The organism is Ochrobactrum sp. AP1BH01-1, from assembly GCF_018066705.1.
Classification (GTDB): domain Bacteria; phylum Pseudomonadota; class Alphaproteobacteria; order Rhizobiales; family Rhizobiaceae; genus Brucella.
In genome coordinates this window covers 32,926-55,137 of record NZ_JAGPOU010000003.1, presented here as the reverse complement: position 1 = coordinate 55,137, position 22,212 = coordinate 32,926, and the positions used below count along the sequence as shown (strand labels likewise).

Sequence of the window (22,212 nt, the reverse complement as noted above, 5' to 3'; positions counted from 1 at the left end):
AACGGCAGTATCCGTGATCGGTTCCCTGAATGTCGGGCGCATTTGGCCAAAATGCGACGGCGCAATGTGCTGATATTCAAACCGTTTAAATCGCAACGCACAATTCTTTCCGCCCATTAATGTTGCGTTATGAAACACCCCGTTTTCTGCAACCCTAACATATTGAAAATAAAAATAATACCACCACAGGTAACCTGCCTGGAAATTTCGGCGCGGGCAGGCTCGCATCCTTCGATACGAAAAAGCCCGGCAGGCTCGCGGGGTTCGCCGCGCATCTGCCGGGCCTGGTGTTTCAACAGACCGGCCATTCACCGCAAAGTGACGGTCAGGAACCTGTTCCGGAACCGGTGCCGCCTGCCGGAAAAAGTTTCCAGTAACGCGGACGGAACGCGATGCGGCTCTTTTCCGCGGCCGGGTGTTCGGCGGGAATTTCGATCTCGACGCGCTCGCGTGCGCCGCCGACTTCCAGTTCAACGCGGCGCTTGCCGCCCGAACGGCGGCTTGCCACCACCGTGCCGGCGATGCAGCCGCCGCAACCGTCCAGCAATTCGACATCGTGCGGGCGGAAGAAGAGCTGCGCATCGCCATCCGCCACGCCCTCGGCGGTCAGGCCGATATTGCGGTCCACCAGCCAGACCTCACCTTTTTCAACCCGCACCGGAAGCGTGCTCGATTCTCCGATAAAGCCGTAGACCCCGGGGGAATTCGGATTGTCGTAGACTTCATCCGGCGTGCCGACCTGCTCGATACGGCCCTGGCTCATCACCACCACGCGGTCGGCGAGTTCCAGCGCCTCGTCCTGATCATGGGTCACGAAAACGGTCGTGTGGCCCGTCTTGTCGTGGATCTCGCGCAGCCAGCGGCGCAGTTCCTTGCGCACCAGCGCATCGAGCGCGCCGAACGGTTCATCGAGAAGCAGGACTTTCGGTTCGATCGCCATGGCGCGAGCCAAAGCGACGCGCTGGCGCTGACCGCCGGAAAGCTGCGCCGGATAGCGCTTTTCCAGCCCCTGCAACTGCACGAGATCGAGCAGTTCCAGCGCGCGACTGCGAATGGCGTCGCTCGACGGACGCGTCGCGCTCGGACGCACCTTGAGGCCGAAGCCGATATTGTCCGCCACCGTCATATGACGAAACAGCGCATAATGCTGGAAGACGAAACCGACATTGCGCTCCTGCACACTCTTCTGCGACGCATCTTCGTCTCCGAAGAAGATCGTGCCCTCAGTCGGCGTTTCCAGACCGGCGATCAGGCGCAAAAGCGTAGTCTTGCCCGAACCGGAAGGCCCCAGCAAAGCGATCAACTCGCCGGAACGGATATCCAGCGAGACATTATGCAACGCCGGGAAGCGAGCGAACTCCTTACGCACTCCGGCAACACGAACTTCCATTCCCAATCCTTTCCCCTGCCGCCTCGCGGCCATGCTTTATTCCACCGCCTTGCGGCTAACTATTGATGCAAATGTTAGTGCCCGTTTCCGCTGCCAGCCAGCTCGTCGCCGTAGCGCAATTCCAGCGCCGTCTTGATGGCGAGCGTCAGGAGCGCCAGAAAAGCCAGCAGTGACGCCACCGCGAATGCACCGACGAAATTATATTCGTTGTAGAGAATTTCCACATGCAGCGGCATCGTATTGGTGAGACCGCGAATATGTCCAGAGACGACGGAAACGGCGCCGAACTCACCCATTGCACGCGCATTGCAGAGCAGCACGCCGTAAAGCAGCCCCCATTTGATATTGGGCAGCGTCACATAACGAAAGGTCTGCCAGCCATTGGCGCCGAGAGAAATCGCCGCCTCCTCGTCGCCCGTTCCCTGCTCCTGCATCAGCGGGATCAGTTCGCGCGCGACGAAGGGAAATGTAACGAACACGGTCGCCAGCACGATGCCCGGAACGGCGAACAATATCTCGATGCCGTGCTTTGAAAGCCACGGGCCGAGCAGGCTGTGACTTGAGAAAAGCAGCACGAAAACGAGACCGGAAATGACCGGAGACACGGAAAACGGCAGGTCGATCAGCGTGGTGAGCAGCGCCTTGCCCTTGAATTCGAACTTGGCGATAGCCCACGCTGCGGCGATGCCGAAGACGAGATTAAGCGGCACGGCAATGGCTGCGACGATCAGCGTGAGCCTTATCGCGGCCCAGGCGTCCGGCTCGACCAGCGCCGCCAGATATTCGCCTGCGCCTTTGCGGAAGGCTTCCACGAAGACCGCAATGACCGGGAGGATGAGGAACAGCGCCAGAAAAGCCAGCGCCACAGCGATCAGCGTAATGCGTGTGCCCAAGCTTTCGGTGACGGCGCTTCGGCTTTCGCGGGGAGCGGAAGAGGCAGGTTCATTCGCCATGACCATTTTTCCTCCGTGTCCACGCCTGGATGAGATTGATGAAAAGCAGCATTGCAAAGGAAAGCGCCAGCATCACCGTCGCAAGCGCGGTCGCTCCGGCATAATCATATTCCTCAAGCTTGATGACGATCAGAAGCGGCGCGATTTCCGAGACATAGGGGGTGTTGCCCGCGATGAAGATGACCGAGCCATATTCGCCAACGCCCCGCGCAAAGGCGAGCGCGAAGCCGGTGAGGATGGCCGGTTGCAGGCTTGGCAGCAGCACCCGCCAGATCGTCTGGAACCGCGAAGCGCCAAGCGTCGCCGCTGCCTCTTCGACCTCGCGGCTGATTTCCTCCATGATCGGCTGGACGGTGCGCACCACGAAGGGCAGGCCGATGAAGATCAGCGCGATGACGATGCCCGCCCGCGAGAACGCGACGCGGATACCGAACGGCGCCAGCAGGCTGCCGACCCAGCCATTCGGCGCATAGATTGCGGCAAGCGCGATGCCGGCCACTGCCGTCGGCAGAGCGAAGGGAATATCGACGATTGCATCGACGAAGCGGCGTCCCGGAAAGCGATAGCGCACGAGAACCCACGCAAGGATGACGCCAAAGACCACATTGACCAGCGCCGCAAGGAACGCGGTGCCGAAGCTCGTTTCAAGCGCTTTCAACGTGCGCTCGTCGGTGACGAGGCGCCAGAAGCCGAGCAATCCGACTTCGGTGGAACGCAGCACCAAGGCCGCAAGCGGAATGAGGATGAGAAGGGTCAGATAGGCAACACTGAAGCCGAACGTCAGCCCGAAACCGGGAATGACGCTCGGCTTTCTGAAGTGCGACCCTGCTCTGGCCCGTGCAGGGAGCGAAGTCATGCGCTGGTTTGTTCCCTCTTTATTTATTTACCGGGCTTGTAGAGCTGGTCGAACGTTCCTCCATCGCCAAAATGATAGGGCTGTGCCTTGGCCCATCCGCCGAAAATGGGATCATCGATCGTCACGAGCGTCAAGTCAGGAAACTTGCGCTGCTTGTCGGCCGGGATCACATCAGGCTTCGACGGACGGTAGAAATGCTTGGCGGCAAGGGCCTGACCTTCCGGCGAATAAAGATATTCGAGATAAGCCTGTGCGACCTTGGTGGTGCCGTTTTCCTCGGCATTCTTGTCTACGACCGCGACCGGCGGTTCAGCCAGAATGGACTGCGGCGGCACGACGATGTCGAAAGCGTCCTCGCCAAATTCCGCGACCGAGAGATAGGCTTCGTTTTCCCAGGCAAGCAGCACATCGCCCAGCTGGCGCTGCACGAATGTGGTGGTCGAGCCGCGCGCGCCCGTATCGAGAACAGGCACATGGCGGAACAGCTCGCCAATGTAATCCTTGATCTTCTGCTCGTCACCGCCGTACTGCTTGTAGGCCCACGCCCATGCGGCGAGGTAGTTCCAGCGCGCGCCGCCGGATGTCTTCGGGTTCGGCGTGATGACCTCGACGCCATCCTTCACCAGATCGCCCCAATCCTTGATCCCCTTCGGATTGCCCTTGCGCACGAGGAAGACGATGGTTGACGTATAGGGGGCCGAATTGTTGGGCAGGCGCTTGCGCCAGTCCTTGTCGATCTTGCCCGAAAGTTCGGCAATGGCGTCGATATCGCTTTCGAGCGCCAGCGTCACCACATCGGCCTTGATGCCGTCGATCACCGAGCGCGCCTGTTTGCCCGACCCGCCATGGGATGCGCGAATAGTGACGGTTTCCCCTGTTTCCGCCTTCCAGTGGGCGGCAAAAGCGGCGTTGTAATCCTTGTAGAGCTCACGTGTAGGATCGTAGGACACGTTCAGAAGTGTCTGATCTGCAAAGCTTGCCCGAACCGTCCCGGCCAGCGAAGCCGCGGCCACCAATGCCGCCAGAGTGAGCGAAAATCTCGATATCTTCATGACCGCCTCCATGTTTCATTGGTCAAGACAGTATCAGAGCTCTTTGAAGACAGGATGCCACAAGCCGGTCGTTATTTGAAACGACTTCGAAAAATCCGCGCAGTTTTAAGGAGATTTCGAGGATAATTTTTTCGCAGGCAGATCGAAACGTCCCAGTGATAGCATCATTAACTCACTGTACTGGCACCGGTTTGGCGGAAGGTGTGCCGCTGTCCCCGACCAAGTCCCCGGCCAATTCTAGCTCAGGCTGCTTCGGCTCGTTCCAGCCCATGAGATTATAAACCGCATAACGCAGGACACCGATCTCCTCGTGAAGCGCCACATCGGTCAGCAGAAAATAAAGACCCGTCGAAGACATGTTGGTATGGGAGCCGGTCAGATAACCGGCGGCAACCGGCTCCGGCTTCACGCCAAAATGCGCCAGATAGAGAAGGTCGCGCGTCATCATCGGCGCGGCCTGCAGCAGCACGACCTTGGCCGGCTTGATCTCGCGCAGGATCGCAGCCGTGTTTTTGGAATTCTGCCAGCTGTTGCGGCTCTTTTCGTCAAGCAGGATGGAAGCGGGATCGATCCCGGCCTTTTCAAGCTGCATCGCAATGGCCGCAGCCTCGGAAACGCCGGTTCCTGCCACATCCGCGCCGCTGGCAATGAACTTGCAGCTGAACCCCTTGTCGACACACTGATGATTCATGGCGGCCGCCGCCAGAAGCGGCCCGTAGGAGAAAGCAAGCGGTTCAACCGTCTGCTGGCCGCGTTGATCGATGGCCTGCGTTCCCATGCCGAAGATGATGAAGGCGGTATTGTCTTCAAGCTGTGTCTGCAATTGCGATGAATAGGAAGTTTGCAAGCGGTTCATGAGATAATCTGGGACAATGGCCGAAGCAATCGCGCCATAAAGAATGACAGCAAGGCCGATCAGCACAGTTCCCGTCTTGCGCCATTTGAAACCGAAAAGGATTAAACCGATAACGGCAAAGGAAACCATGAGATTGATTGTCATCAAAAATCACCGCGTTTTAATATAATATTTTATTAATTGGCGCTGTTGTGATATAATTCGTTGAGTTGCTTAAAAACAACCCCAACAATTTCGGAAATGACGGCTAATTTGTTATGAGAAGCATCCGCTCGGAATGCACCGCTATCCCGCTAGGGTGAGGCCCGGACTGGGGTTGCGGGGGGCAAATATTCATCCGGGCCTCAGCCAGTCTCGCGACTGGCAGGTCAACAACGGATGAAACCCGTTTCGGTTGCACGAAATTTCGACGGGCAGCGAAAATTTCGCGTCCCGCTCTGGCTGTATCGGGCGCTATATCGCTCTTGAACCGTGCAGTCGAAGAGTTATTCTTCCCGTAAGGATTGGGCTGACCAAGGGATTTTCACCTATGGCATTTGGCAAACGGTATATCGGCACTCTTTTTGTGATTGCAGCAAGCCAGGCGCTGCTTCTGGCGCCTTCATTTTCCGTGCGGGCCGAGGAGGCCAATCCGATCGAGCGGGTCGATTACATCTGTGAACGCGGGGTTGTCGTGCCCGTCACCTATATCCGCAAGGACGGCGCGCCGGGATTTGCGGTCGTTGACGCCGAGGGCAAGATGATCGCGATGCAATGGCACGACGATCTCAAGAAATATGTCGCTATCGACGAGCAGGACAGCTACCGCTGGAGCGACAATGGCGGCCAGGGCGTGCTGAGCCACCTTGAGGCCGATCATACCGCCAAGGAAGTGACGCTGCTTTCGGCCTGCCGTTCGGACGACGCGGAAGAATAGGAAACCCTGCTACGGGACGAGATAATGCCGGTCCCACTGGTCCTGGGGCACCTCATCCCCGATATGGTAGCGGAAGGACAGGATATTGATATGTTCCTCGTCCGTCTTGCAGACGAAGGAAAGCCTGTACCAATGCTCCCGGCTGCGGAATGCCGCGCCTTCGGCCTTTATGGCGTTCTTTCTGGTCAGCGGATCGGAGAACGCATAGGCCAGAACCTTGTCGACCGAATATTCCTTCTGCTCGCGGCTGATGCGTTCCATGGCTTCCACGTCGCAGCGCTGCTCGAGGCGGGTCGCCGGGTCGAGCTTTTCAAGCTGAGCCTTTTCAGAGGCATTCATGGCGAAAGACGGGAAAACCGCCATGCCGAAGGAGATAAAACCCGCAACGGCGGACGCAAGCAACACAACGGACATGCATTTCATCGGACTTTCGGGAACTCCTCACGCTCATATTGTTGGCAGCAATAATAAGCATGATTTGCAGCCATGTCTGGATTATCACCGGAAAGTTACCGGCGGCCAACAGCAAAGCAGCCATTCGCGAAATTCGTCCTCCAGAGCGCTATTCCGCCCCGCCCGGAACCAGTCCTTCCACATAGATGCGGTTACGACCGTCTTTCTTGGCAGCGTAGAGGATTTTGTCGGCCTTATCGACCGTCTGCCAGAAATCGCCATGCTCCCGCAGTCGGACGCAGCCGATGCTGCATGTGACACTGGTTTCCTTGGACAAGCGCTGGAAACGGTGCCTCTCGATATTCTGCCGCACACCTTCCATAAGCTGGAGAACATTATCGGCATGCATGCCATCAAGACAGATCACGAATTCCTCGCCGCCTGTACGGGCGATCAATGGCCGTTCACCGATAAGCTTGCGCAAAATCCCGGCAAATTCCTTCAGAACGGCGTCGCCGGCTGCATGCCCATAGGCATCGTTCAATGCCTTGAAATAGTCGATATCGCAAACGGCGACCCAGCCCGGCGCGCCTTTTTTCCCCTGTGAAAGGGCGCTGTAGCGCTTTTCCAGCCCGCGCCGGTTGAGAAGTCCTGTCAGGGGATCGCTGTCGCGTTCCGCGGAGAGCTCGCCGATACGGTCATACCCTGCCGCTGCCAGCAGGGCGAAACCGGTGAGAACCGCGGCGACGGCCGTGGAAAAAACCGTCCATTGCCAGAAGACGGTCGCTGCGAAATTATCGCCATCGACAACGCCAAGCAGCGAACGGGCGGTCAGGAGCGTGCGCGGCACGAGCTGCAATGCCACCAGAACGAGCATGACCAGCAAGAGCTTGTCGACCAGCGCGCCCTTGAACAGGCGCCGTGCCTGCCACGCAAAAGAAAGAATCAGCGTTGCCATGCCGAGATTGAGCACATAGACCCGCGACAGGAGATTGGACTCGACATAGCAGAAATACCAGACGCCGCCGACAATGAGAAAAAAGCTCAATATGTAGAAAGCGGATGTAAGGCGCAGGCCGCTACGCTGCAGGATACCATAGCCGCCAACCAGCGTGCCGCCCACATATAATGCGGCCGAAAGCACCGTGTTCAGCTGGTCGTCGGCGGGAAAATTACCAAGCTGGACCAGCATGGCAAGGCCGATCAGCAGGAAGCAAGTCCCGCAATGCACAAGAAAACTCCGTCCGCGATCGGACAGCCAAGCCGTGAAAAAGGCGAGCGAGAACAACAGAAGGACGGCGGGGAGTACGAACTTCATATAAACCGATTGCGCAATTTGCAGTTTCAATAAGAGTTCTTATTGCGTCCTCTCATGAAAATTACAATTAAGTAAATCAACACGTTTTGTGAACCGGCATACGCACTTGGCGTGCTGCCACGCGGAACGTCCCATCCCGCCGTGCTTTCGCTCTTGATTTCATCGCGCCGTCCGTGTTTGTAACCTGCAAACACTGCCGCCATATGCGCTATCATGTGCATCACGCGGTCCCGTCGCGAAAGGAAGAGACATGAAGCCCGTTTTCCTGCAACTGCAGTGTGTTCCCGGCAAGACCTACGAAGTTGCCGATACGCTCTTTCAGCGCGAAATCGTCTCCGAGCTTTATTCCACCAGCGGCGAGTTCGATCTTCTGGCCAAGATCTACATTGCCGAGGATCAGGACATCGGCAAGTTCATCGCCAAGAATGTTCTCGACATTCCCAATATCGTGCGCTCGCTGACGACGCTGACCTTCACCGCCTTCTGACACCGCTCCCTCTCCAACGCCGGCAAGGCCGTTAAGGAACGGGTAAAGGTTTGATTCACCATTAAGGAATTATCATGCCGGCGAAAGGAACCAGTGCTTGCGCTCGCGCATTTGGTGCGTGAAGGGCTTACCTCGAAAAGGGAGGCAGCGAGACAAGTGATGACCGATCTCGGACAGCGAAGGGTATTGGTGGTGGAAGACGAGGTTTTCGTCGCCCTCGATGTCGCCGCAACCGTCGAGGATGCGAACGGCACCGTCCTCGGGCCGGTCGGCACCGTCCGGCAGGCGATAGATATCCTCAACCGCAATCAGGTCGACGCCGCCATCCTCGATGTGAACCTTGCCGATGGCGACGTGGAAGCAGTGCTGGACAGGCTCAGAAGCCGCGATGTCTTCGTGGTCATCCACACCGGCGGCGGATTGCCCGCCCGTCTGGCTGACCGCTATCCGGAAGTGCCGGTTTTCCAGAAGCCGATCCCGCCATCGGTACTGACGCGCACGCTGGCCTCCGCCCTTGCCTCGCATCTGGTCTGACGAGGCGGTATGAGGCCGACATTTCCCGATTTTGCCACGGTACTGAAGGAAGTAGAGGCTGACACAGGGCAGGCTCGTGACAGCCGCAACCCGCAATTCGGGTTTGCTTCTGCCGTTTTTTCCGCAGGCCTGACGGATATGTCGGCCGCCCCGCGCCAGCCCGACGACCTGGAAAACCTGTTCGACGTGGCGGGCCCGCCCGAGACTGTGCCAGCGCCCGAACAGGAACGGCAGGCGATAATTGCGCGCATGGAAAAGCAGTCGCCGGATGCAATCCGCCGGGAACTCGACCTGAAAGCCGGCCTCAAACGTGCCGAGTTGCAGCGGCGGCGGCGCAGCTTCGCCGCCAGCAATCATCCAGACCGCCTGCCGGAAGAGTTTCGTCCCGCCGCCGAACAGCGGATGAAAACGGCAAATGCGCTGCTCGATAGCGCCCTGGCCTGCGCCCTCTCCTGAGGTCAAGCAACTTCCTTACGTTTTCAAAGCAAAATCTTTTGCCTTATAACAATAACGTGCTAGATTGGCTTGTCTGTGCCTGCGAAAGCTGTCGCACGCCGGAACCCTTTCCGTTGTCCGCAAGCCTGCGAATGGTCCCGCCTCCCTGATTTAATTGGGTAATATGGGGCAATTTGCGCTTTGCTCTGCGGGAGCGGTTCTGTCATAGCGGTTGAAATTAGAATAGTTCCTAAAAGGTTTGAAAATGCCTCCTTATCGTTCGCGTACAACCACCCACGGTCGCAATATGGCCGGCGCGCGCGGCCTATGGCGCGCCACCGGCATGAAGGATGAGGATTTCGGCAAGCCGATTATTGCCGTGGTGAACTCGTTCACCCAGTTCGTGCCGGGTCACGTGCACCTGAAGGACCTCGGCCAGCTCGTTGCGCGCGAAATCGAGAGCGCCGGCGGCGTGGCGAAGGAATTCAACACCATCGCGGTCGATGACGGCATCGCCATGGGCCATGACGGCATGCTCTATTCGCTCCCCTCCCGCGAGCTCATCGCCGACTCGGTCGAGTATATGGTCAATGCGCATTGCGCCGATGCGATGGTCTGCATTTCCAACTGCGACAAGATCACCCCCGGCATGCTGATGGCGGCACTCCGCCTCAATATCCCGGTCGTGTTCGTCTCCGGCGGACCGATGGAAGCAGGCAAGGTCGTCTGGGACGATCAGGTCAAGAAGCTCGACCTCGTGGATGCGATGGTTGCCGCTGCCGACGATCATTACACCGACGATCAGGTCAAGGCCATCGAACGCTCCGCCTGCCCGACCTGCGGTTCGTGCTCGGGCATGTTCACCGCCAATTCGATGAACTGCCTCACCGAAGCGCTCGGCCTGTCGCTGCCGGGCAACGGTTCTACGCTTGCCACCCATGCCGACCGCGAGCGCCTCTTCGTCGAAGCCGGTCATCTGGTGGTCGACCTCGCCCGCCGTTATTACGAACAGGACGACGAAAGCGTGCTGCCGCGCTCGATTGCGAGCTTCCCGGCCTTTGAAAACGCCATGACGCTCGACATCGCCATGGGCGGCTCGACCAATACGGTCCTGCATCTGCTCGCAGCCGCACAGGAAGCAGAAATCGACTTCACCATGACCGATATCGACCGCCTGTCGCGCCGCGTGCCGGTGCTGTGCAAGGTTGCGCCTGCGGTTGCCAATGTTCACATGGAAGACGTGCACCATGCGGGCGGCATCATGGGCATTCTGGGCCAGCTCGATCACGCGGGCCTGCTGACCACCGACGTTCCGACTGTGCACAGCGAAACGCTGGGCAAGGCGCTCGATCATTGGGACGTGACCCGCACCAACAGCGAAATGGTGCACAAGTTCTATTCGGCTGCTCCCGGCGGCGTGCCGACACAGGTTGCCTTCAGCCAGGAACGCCGTTTCGATCATGTCGATACCGACCGCGAAAAGGGCGTCATCCGCTCCAAGGAACATGCATTCAGTCAGGATGGCGGTCTGGCCGTGCTTTACGGCAATCTCGCTGAAGACGGCTGCATCGTGAAGACGGCGGGCGTGGACGATTCCATCCTGAAATTCTCCGGCCCTGCCCGCATCTTTGAAAGCCAGGATTCGGCTGTGCTCGGCATTCTGAACGGCAAGATCAAGCCGGGCGACATCGTGCTGATCCGCTATGAAGGCCCGCGCGGCGGCCCCGGCATGCAGGAAATGCTCTATCCGACCAGCTATCTGAAGTCGAAGGGCCTCGGCAAGGCTTGCGCGCTGATCACCGACGGTCGTTTCTCGGGCGGCTCATCGGGCCTTTCGATCGGCCACGTCTCGCCGGAAGCAGCCGAAGGCGGCACGATCGGTCTGGTGCGCGAAGGCGATATCATCGATATCGACATTCCGAACCGCAAGATTCATCTGGCTGTCGACGATGCAACGCTGGCTGAACGCCGTGCCGAGCAGGACGCGGCAGGCTGGAAGCCAGCAGAGGAGCGCAAGCGCAAGGTTTCCACCGCGCTGAAAGCTTATGCCTCGATGGCAACCAGTGCCGCCAAGGGCGCGGTGCGGAAGCTGCCGGATTGATTTCGGCAGAAAGTATTTTACTAAGGGCTCTTCGGAGCCCTTTTTATTTGTAGGAATTGGGAAAACATGAATTTCAGAACAACACTATTCGCATCTATGTCTGCATTGTTATTGTCAATTGCACCGGCAAAGAGCCAGGAATTAACCAAGCAAGATTATCTGGCACTTCCCGCAAAATCACTTAAGAATTTTCAATTTGCAATCCTTATCCAGAACATGGGAACTGCCATAAAGCCATCTGCCTCGTCCTACCTCTTGTCGTCCAGTTTTACGCAAAAGGCTTACGATCTAGGCAAGCAATATTATGAGGCGCTAGAGAGCAACAAAATTAGTGCCATGGACCTCACGCTTGACATCCCTTCAGAGTTTAAACTGGATACGGTTGCGATCATGGCTCGAGATCAGCAAGAAGTCATTGCTTTTAAGTTAGGCCGTATCTCGGTAAAAGCGACCGCTGACCTGCTATATAAGGTTGGAGCTGTGAATGATGAGGGCGAAGTCGACACCTCCAAGTTCAGACAAAAATCTCCTGAACTTCTGGATGAATATTGTGATTTCGCGGGATTGAACATGCCTGCTCCGATGTTGGAGAAGCTGCAACAGGATCTCAAATCATCAATCCAGGAATAATCTCAACGGCTAGTACTGAAGCGTCTTCGTCCCCATGGCAACCAGCGCCACCAAGGACGCGGTCCGGAAGCTGCCGGAGTGATCGGGTACCCCATTGAAGGCGGCGTAAACCGCCTTTTTTCTTGCAACCACAAGCAATTACCTCTCTATACCTGCAATCGAAGTATCACTCGATGCTACGGGGGTATATTTAGTGGTGCGAGAAAATTTTAAAGCCAACAAGGCGCTTTTGTGCGCGGTAATCTTTATACCTTTTATAATGGGCGCTGTATCATTTTATCTGGAAAGCATACTCGGCCTGGGTGGAACGTTTAAGGAACTGACCGTCGCCGCTTCCGGCGTTATACTTCTCATAGCGTCGCTTCAGGCTCTTAATTCCGATGCGCTGATCAACGGTCACTCACTTCCCTCTCGTGGGTTGATGTTCGTCGGCGTTATACTGCTTCCCCTCGCGCAACTGGTTTATCTGCTACGTACCCGCAAACCCTTGCGCGCGATATGGTTGCTGGTCCTGTTCTGGATAACATTGTGTCTGTCGCTCATCGCAGGAGCAATCGCCTGTTTGATCGTCATCGTGGTCATTAATCAATTTTGAAACCTGAATACTCAAATCAAGCGCGGTAATATTCCTATCATCGGCTGCGAAGCGCGCCAGCCACAGCAGGCATCAGCTCGTTCTTCACCGACTCCGGCGTAAACGGCCCGACATGCTTGTAGACGATCTTGCCTGCCTCATCGACGAGGAAGGTTTCCGGCACGCCGTAGACTCCCCATTCGATAGCTGAACGCCCGGCGCGGTCGGCGCCGACTGCAGCAAAGGGATTGCCGAGATCGCCGAGGAAACGGCGCGCATTTTCCGGCTGGTCCTTGTAATTGAGGCCAACCACGCGGACGCGCTCGTCCTTGGCGATTTCCATCAGAAGCGGGTGTTCCTGACGGCAGGGAACGCACCACGATCCCCAGACATTCACCAGCGTCAGCTTGCCCTTAAAATCCTCGCTGTTGAGACCCGGAACAGGCGCGCCATTGCGCATCAGCCCTTCAACGGGCGGCAGGTTCGTCTGCGGCGCCTGCTTGCCGATGAGCGCGGACGGTATCGTCGTATTATCCTTGCCCGATAGAAGCTGGACCGCGAACACCACCGCCAGTCCGACGAAAATCGCTAGCGGCAGCAGGGCAACCCATGTGGCGCGCTTTTTCGGCGCGGGCTTTTCGGTCGTTTCGATCATTGTGCCTTACCGGGAGCTTTTGCCGAGCGGCGGCGCACGCCCTGCGCTTCAAGCCGCTTCAATTCGTTTTTCTGGATGCGCTGATCGATCAGTATCCAGCCGATGGTGACGGCAAGTGCCGCAACCGTGATACCATAGGAGGCGAGAACAAAGCCCAGATGATTCATGCGGCGCGCTCCTCTGCCTTGACCCTGCGGTCGGCATTGCGCGCGGCAAGCTTCTTCATCGATGCCACGCGGCGTCGCCAGATTTCGTTGCGCATGGCCATCATGTGCAGCGTGAAGAACAGAAGCGAAAAGCCGATGGCCATCACGAAAAGCGGGCGCAGCATGGATGCGTCGATGGTCGGACCGTCCATGCGGAACACCGAAGCCGGCTGGTGCAGCGTGTTCCACCAGTCGACCGAGAATTTGATGATCGGGATGTTGATGAAGCCGACCAGCGTGAGCACCGCCACGGGCTTGGCGCTTTTCGCCGGATCATCCATGGCGCGCGACAGCGCGATAATGCCGAGATACATCAGGAACAGCACGAAGACGGAGGTCAGCCGCGCATCCCACACCCACCATGTGCCCCACATCGGCTTGCCCCAGAGCGAGCCGGTGGCAAGCGCAAGCGCGGTGAAGACGGCGCCGAGGGGAGCGGCGGCGCGGATCGACACATCGGCCAGCGGGTGCCGCCAGACGAGCGTGCCCAAGGCAGAAATGGCCATGATCGAGTAGCACATCATGGAAAGCCAGGCGAAAGGCACGTGGATATACATGATGCGGACCGTGATACCCTGCTGGTAATCCTCCGGCGACAGGAAGAAGACCATGTAGAGGCCAGCCGCCAGAAGCAGCGCCGAAAGCCCGGCCAGCCACGGCAACACCTTGCTCGCAAAGGCAAGGAAACGCGTGGGATTGGCCAGATCGAGCCAGCTCGTGGTTTTAACGGCGTCTTTGGTCATGTCTTTTTCCATGGCCTATGTTTACCTGTCCCCCCCGTGGCGTTCAATTGACCGAAATCAACTGCGTCAATCGGTCGAACATGATCGTTTCCGATCGTAGCGGGATCAGAAAACAGTCCAGTGGACTGTTTTCCCCGCGAAGGCGGTTCCCACTTTTCCGGATCATGTTCAATCCGCCGAGCTTTTCAGCGCAGCGCTCGCAGCCAGTGGCCCGAGGACGGCAAAGAACAGGGTAAGTGCAGCAAGAATGAGGAATGGCGCCAGAAAGGGCGCATTGTCTACCGTCGCCCCGTGCGAAGCTGATACACCGAAAATGAGCACCGGAATGGTGAGCGGCAACACGATCACCGACACCAGCAGCCCGCCGCGCGGCAGCGCCACGGCAAGGGCCGCGCCAACCGCACCGATGAAGGCGATGGCGGGCGTTCCCACCAGAAGCGTCAGCGATGTCGCGCCGATTGCCGGTGCATCCATGTTCATGAAGAGGCCCAGCATCGGCGATGCGATCACCAGCGGCAGCACGCTTGCCACCCAATGCGCCACACATTTCACGAAAACCGTGAAGGGAAGCATGTGGCTGTCCGCGCCGATCAGCAGCAGGTCGAGCGAACCGTCCTCCCGGTCTGCCTGAAACAGCCGGTCGAGCCCCAGAAGCGTTGCCAGCAGCGCGCCGATCCACAGCATGGCGGGGCCGATGCGCGCCAGAAGGTTGAGGTCCGGCCCGACGCCGAAGGGCATGACGGCAATGACTGCGAGGAAGAACAATATGCCGATCAGCGCGCCGCCGCCGGCGCGGAAACTGAGGCGCATATCTCTCAGGAAAAGCGCCAGCATCAGGCAGCCCCGACCGAACAGGCGGCCATGTCGAGCGTGCGGACGCCAATACTTCTTTCCAATGCAGTTTCGGACGGGAAACCGGTTTCCACTCTCCCTGAAACTGCATCCAAGCCCAGCGGAATATGCGTTGCGGCGACGATTATGCCGCCGTCGCGCAAATGGTCCCGCATGAGATCGGCAAAGCGCGCTTCCGACGCCTTGTCGAGACCGGCGGTCGGCTCATCCACGATCCAGAGCGGGCGATGGCTGACAAGCAGTTTGGCAATGGAAACACGGCGCTTCTGCCCCGTCGACAGATAGCCGAACGGCAGATGCTCCACGCCGGGCAGGTCCACCGCCTCCAGCGCCTCGTCAATATCGAGCGCTTCAGCGCCATTGAATTTCTGCCAGAAAAGCAGGTTTTCGCGCACGCTGAGCGCGGGCTTCATCGCATTCTGGTGGCCGAGATAGTGGCAGGCGGCGCGCACCGGCAGAACTGTGCCATCCTCGGTGAGTTCCACTGTTCCCGCTTGCGGTGCGAGCAGGCCGCAGATGATTCGCAAAAGCGTGGACTTGCCGGAGCCGTTGGGACCAGTCACCACCAGCGCCTCGCCGTCACCGAGCGCAAAAGAAAGGCCCGCGAAAATCGTTTCGCCGCCTCTTTCGCCTGCCAGATTGTCGGCTTCCAGCCGCATTTTATACCCTCTAAGCCCCGATGGATAATCGCCAGACCATTAGAACCTGAATCCCGGAATATCCATGGAATGGCATCGCAACATTTCGCCGCAAGGGGCCGAATTCACGATATTCTGTCTGGAATCGTTTTAGAAAACTCTCTATATGAGGGCTACCACGCCAGCGGTCGGCGTGGAAACCATTTTTGGCCGATCTCAAACACTTGGTGCCCGTAAGGACCCAGGCTTCGGGACGGACAGCGGAAATGACTGCACCCGCACCTTGGCGCGTCCTTGAAACGCTAGCCTAGGCGTTCGTCCTGGTTTTCCGGCCAGCAGCATAAGGACGAACGCAGTGTCGCACATCGACAGCTTTAAATGCCGCAAGACCCTCACCGTCGGGGGCAAGGATTACGTCTATTACAGCCTGACCGAAGCCGAAAAGAACGGCCTTGAAGGTGTTTCCAAGCTTCCATTCTCCATGAAGGTTCTGCTTGAGAACCTGCTCCGCTTCGAGGACGACCGCTCCGTCAAGAAGTCGGACATCGAAGCTGTTGCCAAGTGGCTGAACGACCGCGGCTCCGCGGGCGCCGAAATCGCCTATCGCCCGGCCCGCGTGCTGATGCAGGATTTTACCGGCGTTCCTGCCGTCGTTGACCTTGCAGCCATGCGCGACGGCCTCAAGGCGCTCGGCGGCGACCCGGAAAAGATCAATCCGCTCGTTCCCGTCGATCTCGTCATCGACCACTCGGTCATCGTCGACGAATTCGGCAATCCGAGCGCGTTCAAGGCCAATGTGGACCTCGAATATCAGCGCAACGGCGAACGTTACCGCTTTCTCAAGTGGGGCCAGCAGGCATTCAAGAACTTCCGCGTCGTTCCACCCGGTACCGGTATCTGCCATCAGGTGAACCTCGAATATCTGGCCCAGGCCGTCTGGACCAAGGAAGAAGACGGCGTGACCGTCGCCTACCCCGACACCTGCGTCGGCACCGACAGCCACACCACCATGGTCAACGGCCTTGGCGTTCTTGGCTGGGGCGTTGGCGGCATCGAAGCTGAAGCGGCCATGCTCGGCCAGCCGGTTTCCATGCTTCTGCCGGAAGTCGTCGGCTTCCGCCTGACCGGCAAGATCAAGGAAGGCGTCACCGCGACCGACCTCGTTCTCACCGTCACGCAGATGCTGCGCAAGAAAGGCGTTGTCGGCAAGTTCGTCGAATTCTTCGGCGAAGGCCTCGAAAACATGACGCTGGCCGACCGCGCCACCATCGCCAACATGGGCCCGGAATATGGCGCGACCTGCGGCTTCTTCCCGGTTGACCGCGAAACGCTCAACTACATGAACACGACCGGCCGCGACGAACATCGCATCGAGCTGGTTGAAGCTTATTGCCGCGCGCAGGGCATGTGGCGTGAAAAGGGTGCGGCCGATCCAGTCTTCACCGATGTGCTCGAACTCGACATGGGCGACGTCGTTCCGTCGATGGCTGGCCCGAAGCGCCCTGAGGGCCGCATTCCGCTGGAAAACATCGGCTCCGGTTTCGCAACCTCGCTCGAAAACGAGTACAAGAAGACCACCGGCCAGACCACGCGCTATGCCGTTGAAGGCGAAGACTACGACCTCGGCCATGGCGATGTCGTGATTGCCGCCATCACGTCCTGCACCAACACCTCGAACCCGAGCGTGCTGATTGCTGCCGGTCTTCTGGCCCGCAATGCGGTCGCCAAGGGCCTGAAGACCAAGCCATGGGTCAAGACCTCGCTTGCGCCCGGTTCGCAGGTTGTCGCCGCCTATCTCGAATCCGCTGGTCTCCAGAAGGATCTCGATGCGCTCGGCTTCAACCTCGTCGGCTTCGGCTGCACGACCTGCATCGGCAATTCCGGTCCGCTGCCTGCTCCGATCTCCAAGACGATCAACGAAAAGGGCCTGATCGCGGCTGCCGTTCTCTCGGGCAACCGTAACTTCGAAGGCCGCGTTTCGCCGGACGTACAGGCGAACTACCTTGCTTCGCCGCCGCTCGTCGTCGCCCACGCTCTTGCCGGTACGGTGACAAAGGACCTGACCAAGGAGCCGCTCGGTGAAGACCAGGACGGCAATCCGGTCTATCTGCGCGATATCTGGCCTTCCTCGCAGGAAATCCAGGAATTCATCGCCAAGAACGTCACCCGCAAGATCTTCTCGGAAAAATATGCGGATGTGTTCAAGGGCGACGAAAACTGGCAGGCCGTTCAGGTTCCCGCCGGTCAGACCTATGCATGGGACGACAACTCGACCTATGTGCAGAACCCGCCTTACTTCGTCGGCATGGGCAAGTCGGCCGGCACGATCGGCGACGTCAAGGGTGCCCGCATTCTGGGTCTCTTCGGCGACAAGATCACGACCGACCACATTTCGCCTGCGGGTTCCATCAAGGCGCAGTCGCCTGCCGGCAAGTATCTGCTGGACCATGGCGTCGGCGTTGCCGACTTCAACCAGTACGGCACGCGTCGCGGCAACCACGAAGTGATGATGCGCGGCACCTTCGCAAACATTCGTATCCGCAACCACATGCTGGGCGAAAACGGACGTGAAGGCGGCTACACCATCCACTATCCGTCGAAGGAAGAAACCTCGATCTACGATGCTGCCATGCAGTACAAGGCCGAGGGCGTGCCGCTCGTCGTCTTCGCAGGCGTCGAATACGGCAACGGTTCCTCGCGCGACTGGGCTGCCAAGGGCACCAACCTGCTCGGCGTCAAGGCCGTGATCGCACAGTCCTTCGAGCGTATCCACCGCTCCAACCTCGTCGGCATGGGCATTGTGCCTTTCGTTTTCGAGGAAGGCACAAGCTGGCAGACGCTCGGCCTCAAGGGCGACGAAATCGTCACCATCGAAGGTCTTGCCGATGTGCGTCCGCGCCAGAAGGTCGAAGCTTCCATCACCTATGCCGACGGCACGGTGAAGAAGGTTCCGCTCATCTGCCGCATCGATACGCTGGACGAGCTCGACTACATGAAGAACGGCGGCATCCTGCAGACCGTTCTGCGCGATCTGGCTGCTTAATCAGCCATAAAGCGAAAAAGAAAGCCGCCGGAGCAATCCGGCAGCTTTTTTTGTTCTGGAACAGACGCGACGGTGATTTTCGAGTACCGGAGCGCAGTGTACTTTTGGGCACATGAGCACCGGAACGCAGACAAATTGCCATTTGCAGCCACACAAGGAGCCTTTTGGATCAGGCTCTCACCGCAACGTGAATTCCTATTGATTGTAGAACTTCTTACATAATAGATGTCAGCGACAATTATTGCAGGATGAAACGAGTGATACTCCACGCCCCCTTCTACGGGACAGGTCCATGGCTTACAGGCGAGCATCTGCCCGGCTGGCGTAGCATCTGTGCCGTTCTGGGGCTGGCGGTTACCGGCTGCATCTCCATGCACGGGCAGGCCAAGGCGCAGGATAGCGACAGGAAGACTACCGTTCTGGAGCTTTACACCAGCCAGGGCTGCAAGTCCTGCCCGCAGGCCGACCGCAACTTGGCCAAATATGCCGACGATCCCAATGTTCTGGCACTGTCGTTCCACGTCAATTACTGGGATTATATGGGCTGGCGCGACACGCTTGCCAATCAGGAAAACACCGACCGGCAGAATGCCTATCGCAATTCCTTCAATGCGCGCATGATCTATACGCCGCAAGCCATCATCAACGGTACTGCCGAAGTGAATGGCCGCGACAGCGAAGCCATTCAGACGCAGATTGCGGCTACCAAGCTGAACGTGCCGGTTTCGATCAAGCAACTCGATGACGGGCGTCTGTCCATCGATATCAGCGCGGGCAAGAAGCCAGACGCGCCTGTGCATGTGGTGCTTTTCTATTTCCGCGATTCGGTGACGATCCCGATCACGGAAGGCGAAAATGCCGGACAGGCCGTCACCTATCGCAATACGGTCATTGACACCAATACGATCGGCATGTGGGACGGCAAGCCGTTGAAGATCGAGATTCCGGCGTCCGAACTGAAACGCAAGGATGTTTCCGGCTGCGCCGTGGTGCTTCAGGAAACCCGCGACGACAATTCGCTCGGCTCCATACATGGCGCAGCCATGTTCAAGCAGGCAAAGCCCGTCGGCCTGTAAGCAAGCCACTTCCCGCACACAGTCCGTGCTCCGGAAACTGCTCCGGCACCGTGTCTTTTCATGGAGGTCAGGGGCGAAAGGATCAGCCGAGGCTTTGGGGCCAATCAACCAGTCAGGCTGGCAGCCCGACTGGGAGAGGTTGGTTCGGTTCGGGCAGTCCTTTGGGCGGGGGGCTTGGGGTCGGACATACCCGAACCGAACCGTCTCAGGCAACGTGTAGATGCTGAAGCCATAATCGGGCTGGAATGCGAAGCTGACAAGGCGAAAATGTGGCGCTCAATCACCATTGAGAACATGCATTCTCTTTTCGTGAGTTGCTAATATCCAACTTGTTGGGGTGCATTTATCCGTATTTTTCCCCGCAAGTTCAAGGCTCGCGCCCTGCTGCTCTTGAATTTGTTTCACAAAAGCATCACCCTGTTGTCATGCACCGGTTCGGTTCGCCGTTTCAGGGCCGACAACGGGAAGGAATGCCCGGAGCCGGTCCTCGCAATTTGCTGAATGCGCCGGGGCGCATCCCGATCCGAAACCGAAAGGAAGGACATGGATACTTCAAGCGCAGCGAATGAAGATTTGCCCTCTCCTTCGCCCTCGTCCGCTTCGCCAAAGGTCGTTCCCCTCGACCGCGCACGACAGGCCCCTGTCAGTTTCAACCGGCATGAACTTGGAAAAATCCTGAATATCTATGGCCGCATGGTCGCCTCCGGCGCATGGCGCGACTATGCCATCGATCATCTTGCCGACCGGGCCGTGTTCTCCATCTTCCGCCGCGCGAGCGAGATTCCCCTTTTCCGCATCGAAAAGAATCCGAAGCTGGCGCAAAAACAAGGCGCCTATTCGGTGATAGCCGCAAGCGGCCTCATCATGAAGCGTGGCCACGAGTTGGAGCGTGTGCTGCGCGTTTTCGACAAGAGCCTCAAGCTCGTCGAAAGCTGATCCTTCGATCCTTCGACAAGCTCAGGATGAGGACAGCGGCGGCATTCCCGGTTCCATGGAGCGTCCCCCATTGAGCGGCAGCTGCATCAGCACCGTATCGAGCCAGCGCCCGTGCTTGAAGCCAGAACCCTCGATGCGCCCGCAACGGGTGAAGCCCAGGCTTTCATGCAGCCTGACCGAACCGATGTTGTGTTCGCCGTCTCCAATCACCGCCAGCAGTTGGCGGAAGCCCAATGCGGAAATGCGCTCGATGAGTTCACGCAGCAGAAGCTTGCCGATCCCCTTTCCCTTGGCATTGGGAGCGATGTAGATCGAATCCTCCGCAAGCCAGCGATAGGCGGGCCTGAGACGGAAATAGCTCGCATAGGCATAGCCCAGGATCTGCCCCTCCTCCTCGGCGATGAGAACAGGAAAGCCCTGTTCCACGAATGAGGCGAAACGCTTTGCTATTTCCTCCACTGTCGGCGGCTCGATCTCATAGGACCCTGCGCCGGTCAGCACGGCATCGGCGTAGATAGCGGTGATGGCTTCGATATCGGTGGGGGAAAAATCACGAATGACGGGCATATGGAAACCGCAAGGGAATGTTGGAAGACACCCAACATGCATCAGAAACCGCCCGGAAAAAAGCAAAAAGGGCAGCGTTTCCGCTGCCCTTTTGTTCAAGCACTCGTCGGCTGATCAGTCACGGTTGCCCATGAACTGCAGCAGGAAGGTGAACATGTTGATGAAGTCGAGATAGAGACGTAGCGCGCCCATCACGACCTTGCGGCCATGCGCATCCGAACTGTCGCCTTCGTAGTACATTTCCTTGATCGACTGCGTGTCGTAGGCGGTGAGGCCTGCGAAGATCAGGACGCCGATCACCGAGATCGCGAACTGCAGCGCGGTGGAGCCGAGGAAGATGTTGACGACCGATGCCAGGATCAGGCCGAACAGGCCCATGATCAGGAACGAGCCCATGGCGGACAGGTCGCGCTTGGTCGTGTAACCATAGAGCGACAGCGCGCCGAAGGAAGCAGCCGTCACGAAGAAGGTGCGAACGATGCTCTGGCCGGTGAAGACCAGGAAGATCGACGACAGCGACAGGCCGACGAGAGCTGCATAGCCCCAGAAGACGGCGTTAGCCGTGCCGACCGACATGCGCTCGATGCGGAAGCTCAGGAAGAACACCGCCGCGAGCGGCGCAAGCATCACCACCCAGCGAAGCGGGGACGTGTAGAGCGCCACACCGAGGCCGGTGAGCATCTTGCCGTTGGCGAGCTGCGCGACGGCGGCAGACGGGTCCGTGGTCGTTGCGAGTGCCGCAACGGCAAATGCGGCAAGGCCGGTAACGGCCAGGCCGATAGCCATCATGTTATAGACGCCGAGCATATAGCTGCGCAGGCCCTGGTCGATGCCTGCATCAGCGCGAGCACCGCCTACCGGCCTCTGCTGCGCCTGAATATTGCGAAAGTCAGCCATGACTTAAATCCTCTTGCCATGTCCCGTCCGGTGTCGGGGCGCTCATGAAAGGCCGAGCCGCCACCAGGCGCCGCTGGCGGGACCCCAGCATGCCTACCTGACAT

24 protein-coding genes are annotated in these 22,212 nt (G+C 58.5%); 10 read left to right on the top strand and 14 right to left on the bottom strand.

Annotated features, from left to right (window positions below; translation table 11 throughout):
- Window positions 1–325: 325 nt before the first annotated feature.
- The 5 genes from J9800_RS10960 to J9800_RS10940 form a co-directional block, all read right to left on the bottom strand.
- Complete coding sequence (locus J9800_RS10960; protein WP_112592245.1) at window positions 326–1,390, bottom strand: sulfate/molybdate ABC transporter ATP-binding protein; 1,065 nt, start codon at window positions 1,388–1,390, stop codon at window positions 326–328.
- 74 nt (window positions 1,391–1,464) lie between these two features.
- The gene (cysW, locus tag J9800_RS10955; protein WP_112592243.1) at window positions 1,465–2,349 is read right to left on the bottom strand and encodes a sulfate ABC transporter permease subunit CysW; all 885 of its coding nucleotides are present in this window, start codon (window positions 2,347–2,349) and stop codon (window positions 1,465–1,467) included.
- Window positions 2,333–3,199, bottom strand: coding sequence for a sulfate ABC transporter permease subunit CysT (gene cysT, locus J9800_RS10950; protein ID WP_114214322.1), 867 nt, complete (start codon window positions 3,197–3,199; stop codon window positions 2,333–2,335). The genes cysW and cysT overlap by 17 nt, the downstream gene beginning before the upstream one ends.
- 23 nt (window positions 3,200–3,222) lie before the next feature.
- A complete protein-coding gene (locus tag J9800_RS10945) occupies window positions 3,223–4,251 on the bottom strand; it encodes a sulfate ABC transporter substrate-binding protein (protein WP_112592299.1) in 1,029 nt (342 codons plus the stop codon).
- Between the two features lie 172 nt (window positions 4,252–4,423).
- Window positions 4,424–5,251, bottom strand: a complete 828-nt coding sequence (locus J9800_RS10940; protein ID WP_114214323.1) for a YdcF family protein — start codon at window positions 5,249–5,251, stop codon at window positions 4,424–4,426.
- A gap of 385 nt (window positions 5,252–5,636) precedes the next feature.
- Between J9800_RS10940 and J9800_RS10935 the strand changes: the two genes are divergently transcribed.
- Window positions 5,637–6,023: a hypothetical protein gene (locus J9800_RS10935; protein ID WP_112592238.1), complete on the top strand. Its 387-nt coding sequence runs from the start codon at window positions 5,637–5,639 to the stop codon at window positions 6,021–6,023.
- 9 nt (window positions 6,024–6,032) lie between these two features.
- Here the strand turns inward: J9800_RS10935 and J9800_RS10930 are convergent, their stop codons facing one another.
- Window positions 6,033–6,386, bottom strand: a complete 354-nt coding sequence (locus J9800_RS10930) for a DUF930 domain-containing protein (protein ID WP_286167407.1) — start codon at window positions 6,384–6,386, stop codon at window positions 6,033–6,035.
- 199 nt (window positions 6,387–6,585) lie between these two features.
- The gene (locus J9800_RS10925; RefSeq protein WP_114214634.1) at window positions 6,586–7,734 is read right to left on the bottom strand and encodes a GGDEF domain-containing protein; all 1,149 of its coding nucleotides are present in this window, start codon (window positions 7,732–7,734) and stop codon (window positions 6,586–6,588) included.
- Between the two features lie 250 nt (window positions 7,735–7,984).
- On the opposite strand from J9800_RS10925, the gene J9800_RS10920 reads away from it, so the two are divergent.
- The 6 genes from J9800_RS10920 (at window position 7,985) to J9800_RS10895 (ending at window position 12,516) form a co-directional block, all read left to right on the top strand.
- Window positions 7,985–8,221 carry an Lrp/AsnC ligand binding domain-containing protein gene (locus tag J9800_RS10920; RefSeq protein ID WP_112592233.1) on the top strand — a complete coding sequence of 79 codons (237 nt, stop codon included), beginning with the start codon at window positions 7,985–7,987 and terminating at the stop codon, window positions 8,219–8,221.
- A gap of 159 nt (window positions 8,222–8,380) precedes the next feature.
- Window positions 8,381–8,755, top strand: a complete 375-nt coding sequence (locus J9800_RS10915; RefSeq protein WP_112592231.1) for a response regulator — start codon at window positions 8,381–8,383, stop codon at window positions 8,753–8,755.
- 9 nt (window positions 8,756–8,764) lie between these two features.
- The gene (locus tag J9800_RS10910) at window positions 8,765–9,211 is read left to right on the top strand and encodes a hypothetical protein (protein ID WP_114214325.1); all 447 of its coding nucleotides are present in this window, start codon (window positions 8,765–8,767) and stop codon (window positions 9,209–9,211) included.
- A gap of 244 nt (window positions 9,212–9,455) precedes the next feature.
- Window positions 9,456–11,291 carry a dihydroxy-acid dehydratase gene (gene ilvD / locus J9800_RS10905; RefSeq protein ID WP_114214326.1) on the top strand — a complete coding sequence of 612 codons (1,836 nt, stop codon included), beginning with the start codon at window positions 9,456–9,458 and terminating at the stop codon, window positions 11,289–11,291.
- 66 nt (window positions 11,292–11,357) lie between these two features.
- Window positions 11,358–11,921: a hypothetical protein gene (locus tag J9800_RS10900; RefSeq protein ID WP_162792608.1), complete on the top strand. Its 564-nt coding sequence runs from the start codon at window positions 11,358–11,360 to the stop codon at window positions 11,919–11,921.
- A 193-nt stretch (window positions 11,922–12,114) separates the two neighbouring features.
- On the top strand, window positions 12,115–12,516 hold the full coding sequence (locus J9800_RS10895) for a hypothetical protein (protein WP_112592224.1): 402 nt from the start codon (window positions 12,115–12,117) through the stop codon (window positions 12,514–12,516).
- A 37-nt stretch (window positions 12,517–12,553) separates the two neighbouring features.
- Here the strand turns inward: J9800_RS10895 and J9800_RS10890 are convergent, their stop codons facing one another.
- From J9800_RS10890 to ccmA, 5 genes are all read right to left on the bottom strand, one after another.
- Window positions 12,554–13,150 carry a DsbE family thiol:disulfide interchange protein gene (locus tag J9800_RS10890; protein WP_114214328.1) on the bottom strand — a complete coding sequence of 199 codons (597 nt, stop codon included), beginning with the start codon at window positions 13,148–13,150 and terminating at the stop codon, window positions 12,554–12,556.
- On the bottom strand, window positions 13,147–13,317 hold the full coding sequence (ccmD, locus tag J9800_RS10885) for a heme exporter protein CcmD (RefSeq protein ID WP_112592221.1): 171 nt from the start codon (window positions 13,315–13,317) through the stop codon (window positions 13,147–13,149). The genes J9800_RS10890 and ccmD overlap by 4 nt, the downstream gene beginning before the upstream one ends.
- On the bottom strand, window positions 13,314–14,099 hold the full coding sequence (locus J9800_RS10880; RefSeq protein ID WP_205315870.1) for a heme ABC transporter permease: 786 nt from the start codon (window positions 14,097–14,099) through the stop codon (window positions 13,314–13,316). The genes ccmD and J9800_RS10880 overlap by 4 nt, the downstream gene beginning before the upstream one ends.
- A gap of 168 nt (window positions 14,100–14,267) precedes the next feature.
- On the bottom strand, window positions 14,268–14,933 hold the full coding sequence (ccmB, locus tag J9800_RS10875; protein ID WP_112592218.1) for a heme exporter protein CcmB: 666 nt from the start codon (window positions 14,931–14,933) through the stop codon (window positions 14,268–14,270).
- The gene (gene ccmA / locus J9800_RS10870) at window positions 14,933–15,610 is read right to left on the bottom strand and encodes a heme ABC exporter ATP-binding protein CcmA (RefSeq protein WP_114214330.1); all 678 of its coding nucleotides are present in this window, start codon (window positions 15,608–15,610) and stop codon (window positions 14,933–14,935) included. The genes ccmB and ccmA overlap by 1 nt, the downstream gene beginning before the upstream one ends.
- A gap of 334 nt (window positions 15,611–15,944) precedes the next feature.
- Between ccmA and acnA the strand changes: the two genes are divergently transcribed.
- The 3 genes from acnA (at window position 15,945) to J9800_RS10855 (ending at window position 20,644) form a co-directional block, all read left to right on the top strand.
- Complete coding sequence (gene acnA, locus J9800_RS10865) at window positions 15,945–18,632, top strand: aconitate hydratase AcnA (protein ID WP_114214331.1); 2,688 nt, start codon at window positions 15,945–15,947, stop codon at window positions 18,630–18,632.
- 341 nt (window positions 18,633–18,973) lie between these two features.
- Entirely contained in the window at window positions 18,974–19,708 is a 735-nt protein-coding gene (locus J9800_RS10860) for a DUF1223 domain-containing protein (RefSeq protein WP_114214635.1), read from the top strand.
- 543 nt (window positions 19,709–20,251) lie between these two features.
- Window positions 20,252–20,644, top strand: a complete 393-nt coding sequence (locus J9800_RS10855) for a DUF2794 domain-containing protein (RefSeq protein WP_112592212.1) — start codon at window positions 20,252–20,254, stop codon at window positions 20,642–20,644.
- Window positions 20,645–20,665: 21 nt separating this feature from the next.
- On the opposite strand, the gene J9800_RS10850 is transcribed toward J9800_RS10855, so the two are convergent.
- Both J9800_RS10850 and J9800_RS10845 read right to left on the bottom strand, forming a co-directional pair.
- Complete coding sequence (locus J9800_RS10850) at window positions 20,666–21,211, bottom strand: GNAT family N-acetyltransferase (RefSeq protein ID WP_114214333.1); 546 nt, start codon at window positions 21,209–21,211, stop codon at window positions 20,666–20,668.
- 114 nt (window positions 21,212–21,325) lie between these two features.
- Window positions 21,326–22,108: a Bax inhibitor-1/YccA family protein gene (locus tag J9800_RS10845; RefSeq protein ID WP_112592209.1), complete on the bottom strand. Its 783-nt coding sequence runs from the start codon at window positions 22,106–22,108 to the stop codon at window positions 21,326–21,328.
- Between the last annotated feature and the right edge of the window lie 104 nt (window positions 22,109–22,212).

What these genes read in the sequence shown, in the direction of transcription:
- J9800_RS10960 (WP_112592245.1), bottom strand. Translation starts at nt 1,390, where the DNA reads ATGGAAGTTCGTGTTGCCGGAGTGCGTAAGGAGTTCGCTCGCTTCCCG.
- cysW (WP_112592243.1), bottom strand. Translation starts at nt 2,349, where the DNA reads ATGGTCATGGCGAATGAACCTGCCTCTTCCGCTCCCCGCGAAAGCCGA.
- cysT (WP_114214322.1), bottom strand. Translation starts at nt 3,199, where the DNA reads ATGACTTCGCTCCCTGCACGGGCCAGAGCAGGGTCGCACTTCAGAAAG.
- J9800_RS10945 (WP_112592299.1), bottom strand. Translation starts at nt 4,251, where the DNA reads ATGAAGATATCGAGATTTTCGCTCACTCTGGCGGCATTGGTGGCCGCG.
- J9800_RS10940 (WP_114214323.1), bottom strand. Translation starts at nt 5,251, where the DNA reads ATGACAATCAATCTCATGGTTTCCTTTGCCGTTATCGGTTTAATCCTT.
- J9800_RS10935 (WP_112592238.1), top strand. Translation starts at nt 5,637, where the DNA reads ATGGCATTTGGCAAACGGTATATCGGCACTCTTTTTGTGATTGCAGCA.
- J9800_RS10930 (WP_286167407.1), bottom strand. Translation starts at nt 6,386, where the DNA reads ATGGCGGTTTTCCCGTCTTTCGCCATGAATGCCTCTGAAAAGGCTCAG.
- J9800_RS10925 (WP_114214634.1), bottom strand. Translation starts at nt 7,734, where the DNA reads ATGAAGTTCGTACTCCCCGCCGTCCTTCTGTTGTTCTCGCTCGCCTTT.
- J9800_RS10920 (WP_112592233.1), top strand. Translation starts at nt 7,985, where the DNA reads ATGAAGCCCGTTTTCCTGCAACTGCAGTGTGTTCCCGGCAAGACCTAC.
- J9800_RS10915 (WP_112592231.1), top strand. Translation starts at nt 8,381, where the DNA reads ATGACCGATCTCGGACAGCGAAGGGTATTGGTGGTGGAAGACGAGGTT.
- J9800_RS10910 (WP_114214325.1), top strand. Translation starts at nt 8,765, where the DNA reads ATGAGGCCGACATTTCCCGATTTTGCCACGGTACTGAAGGAAGTAGAG.
- ilvD (WP_114214326.1), top strand. Translation starts at nt 9,456, where the DNA reads ATGCCTCCTTATCGTTCGCGTACAACCACCCACGGTCGCAATATGGCC.
- J9800_RS10900 (WP_162792608.1), top strand. Translation starts at nt 11,358, where the DNA reads ATGAATTTCAGAACAACACTATTCGCATCTATGTCTGCATTGTTATTG.
- J9800_RS10890 (WP_114214328.1), bottom strand. Translation starts at nt 13,150, where the DNA reads ATGATCGAAACGACCGAAAAGCCCGCGCCGAAAAAGCGCGCCACATGG.
- ccmD (WP_112592221.1), bottom strand. Translation starts at nt 13,317, where the DNA reads ATGAATCATCTGGGCTTTGTTCTCGCCTCCTATGGTATCACGGTTGCG.
- J9800_RS10880 (WP_205315870.1), bottom strand. Translation starts at nt 14,099, where the DNA reads ATGACCAAAGACGCCGTTAAAACCACGAGCTGGCTCGATCTGGCCAAT.
- ccmB (WP_112592218.1), bottom strand. Translation starts at nt 14,933, where the DNA reads ATGCTGGCGCTTTTCCTGAGAGATATGCGCCTCAGTTTCCGCGCCGGC.
- ccmA (WP_114214330.1), bottom strand. Translation starts at nt 15,610, where the DNA reads ATGCGGCTGGAAGCCGACAATCTGGCAGGCGAAAGAGGCGGCGAAACG.
- J9800_RS10855 (WP_112592212.1), top strand. Translation starts at nt 20,252, where the DNA reads ATGGATACTTCAAGCGCAGCGAATGAAGATTTGCCCTCTCCTTCGCCC.
- J9800_RS10850 (WP_114214333.1), bottom strand. Translation starts at nt 21,211, where the DNA reads ATGCCCGTCATTCGTGATTTTTCCCCCACCGATATCGAAGCCATCACC.
- J9800_RS10845 (WP_112592209.1), bottom strand. Translation starts at nt 22,108, where the DNA reads ATGGCTGACTTTCGCAATATTCAGGCGCAGCAGAGGCCGGTAGGCGGT.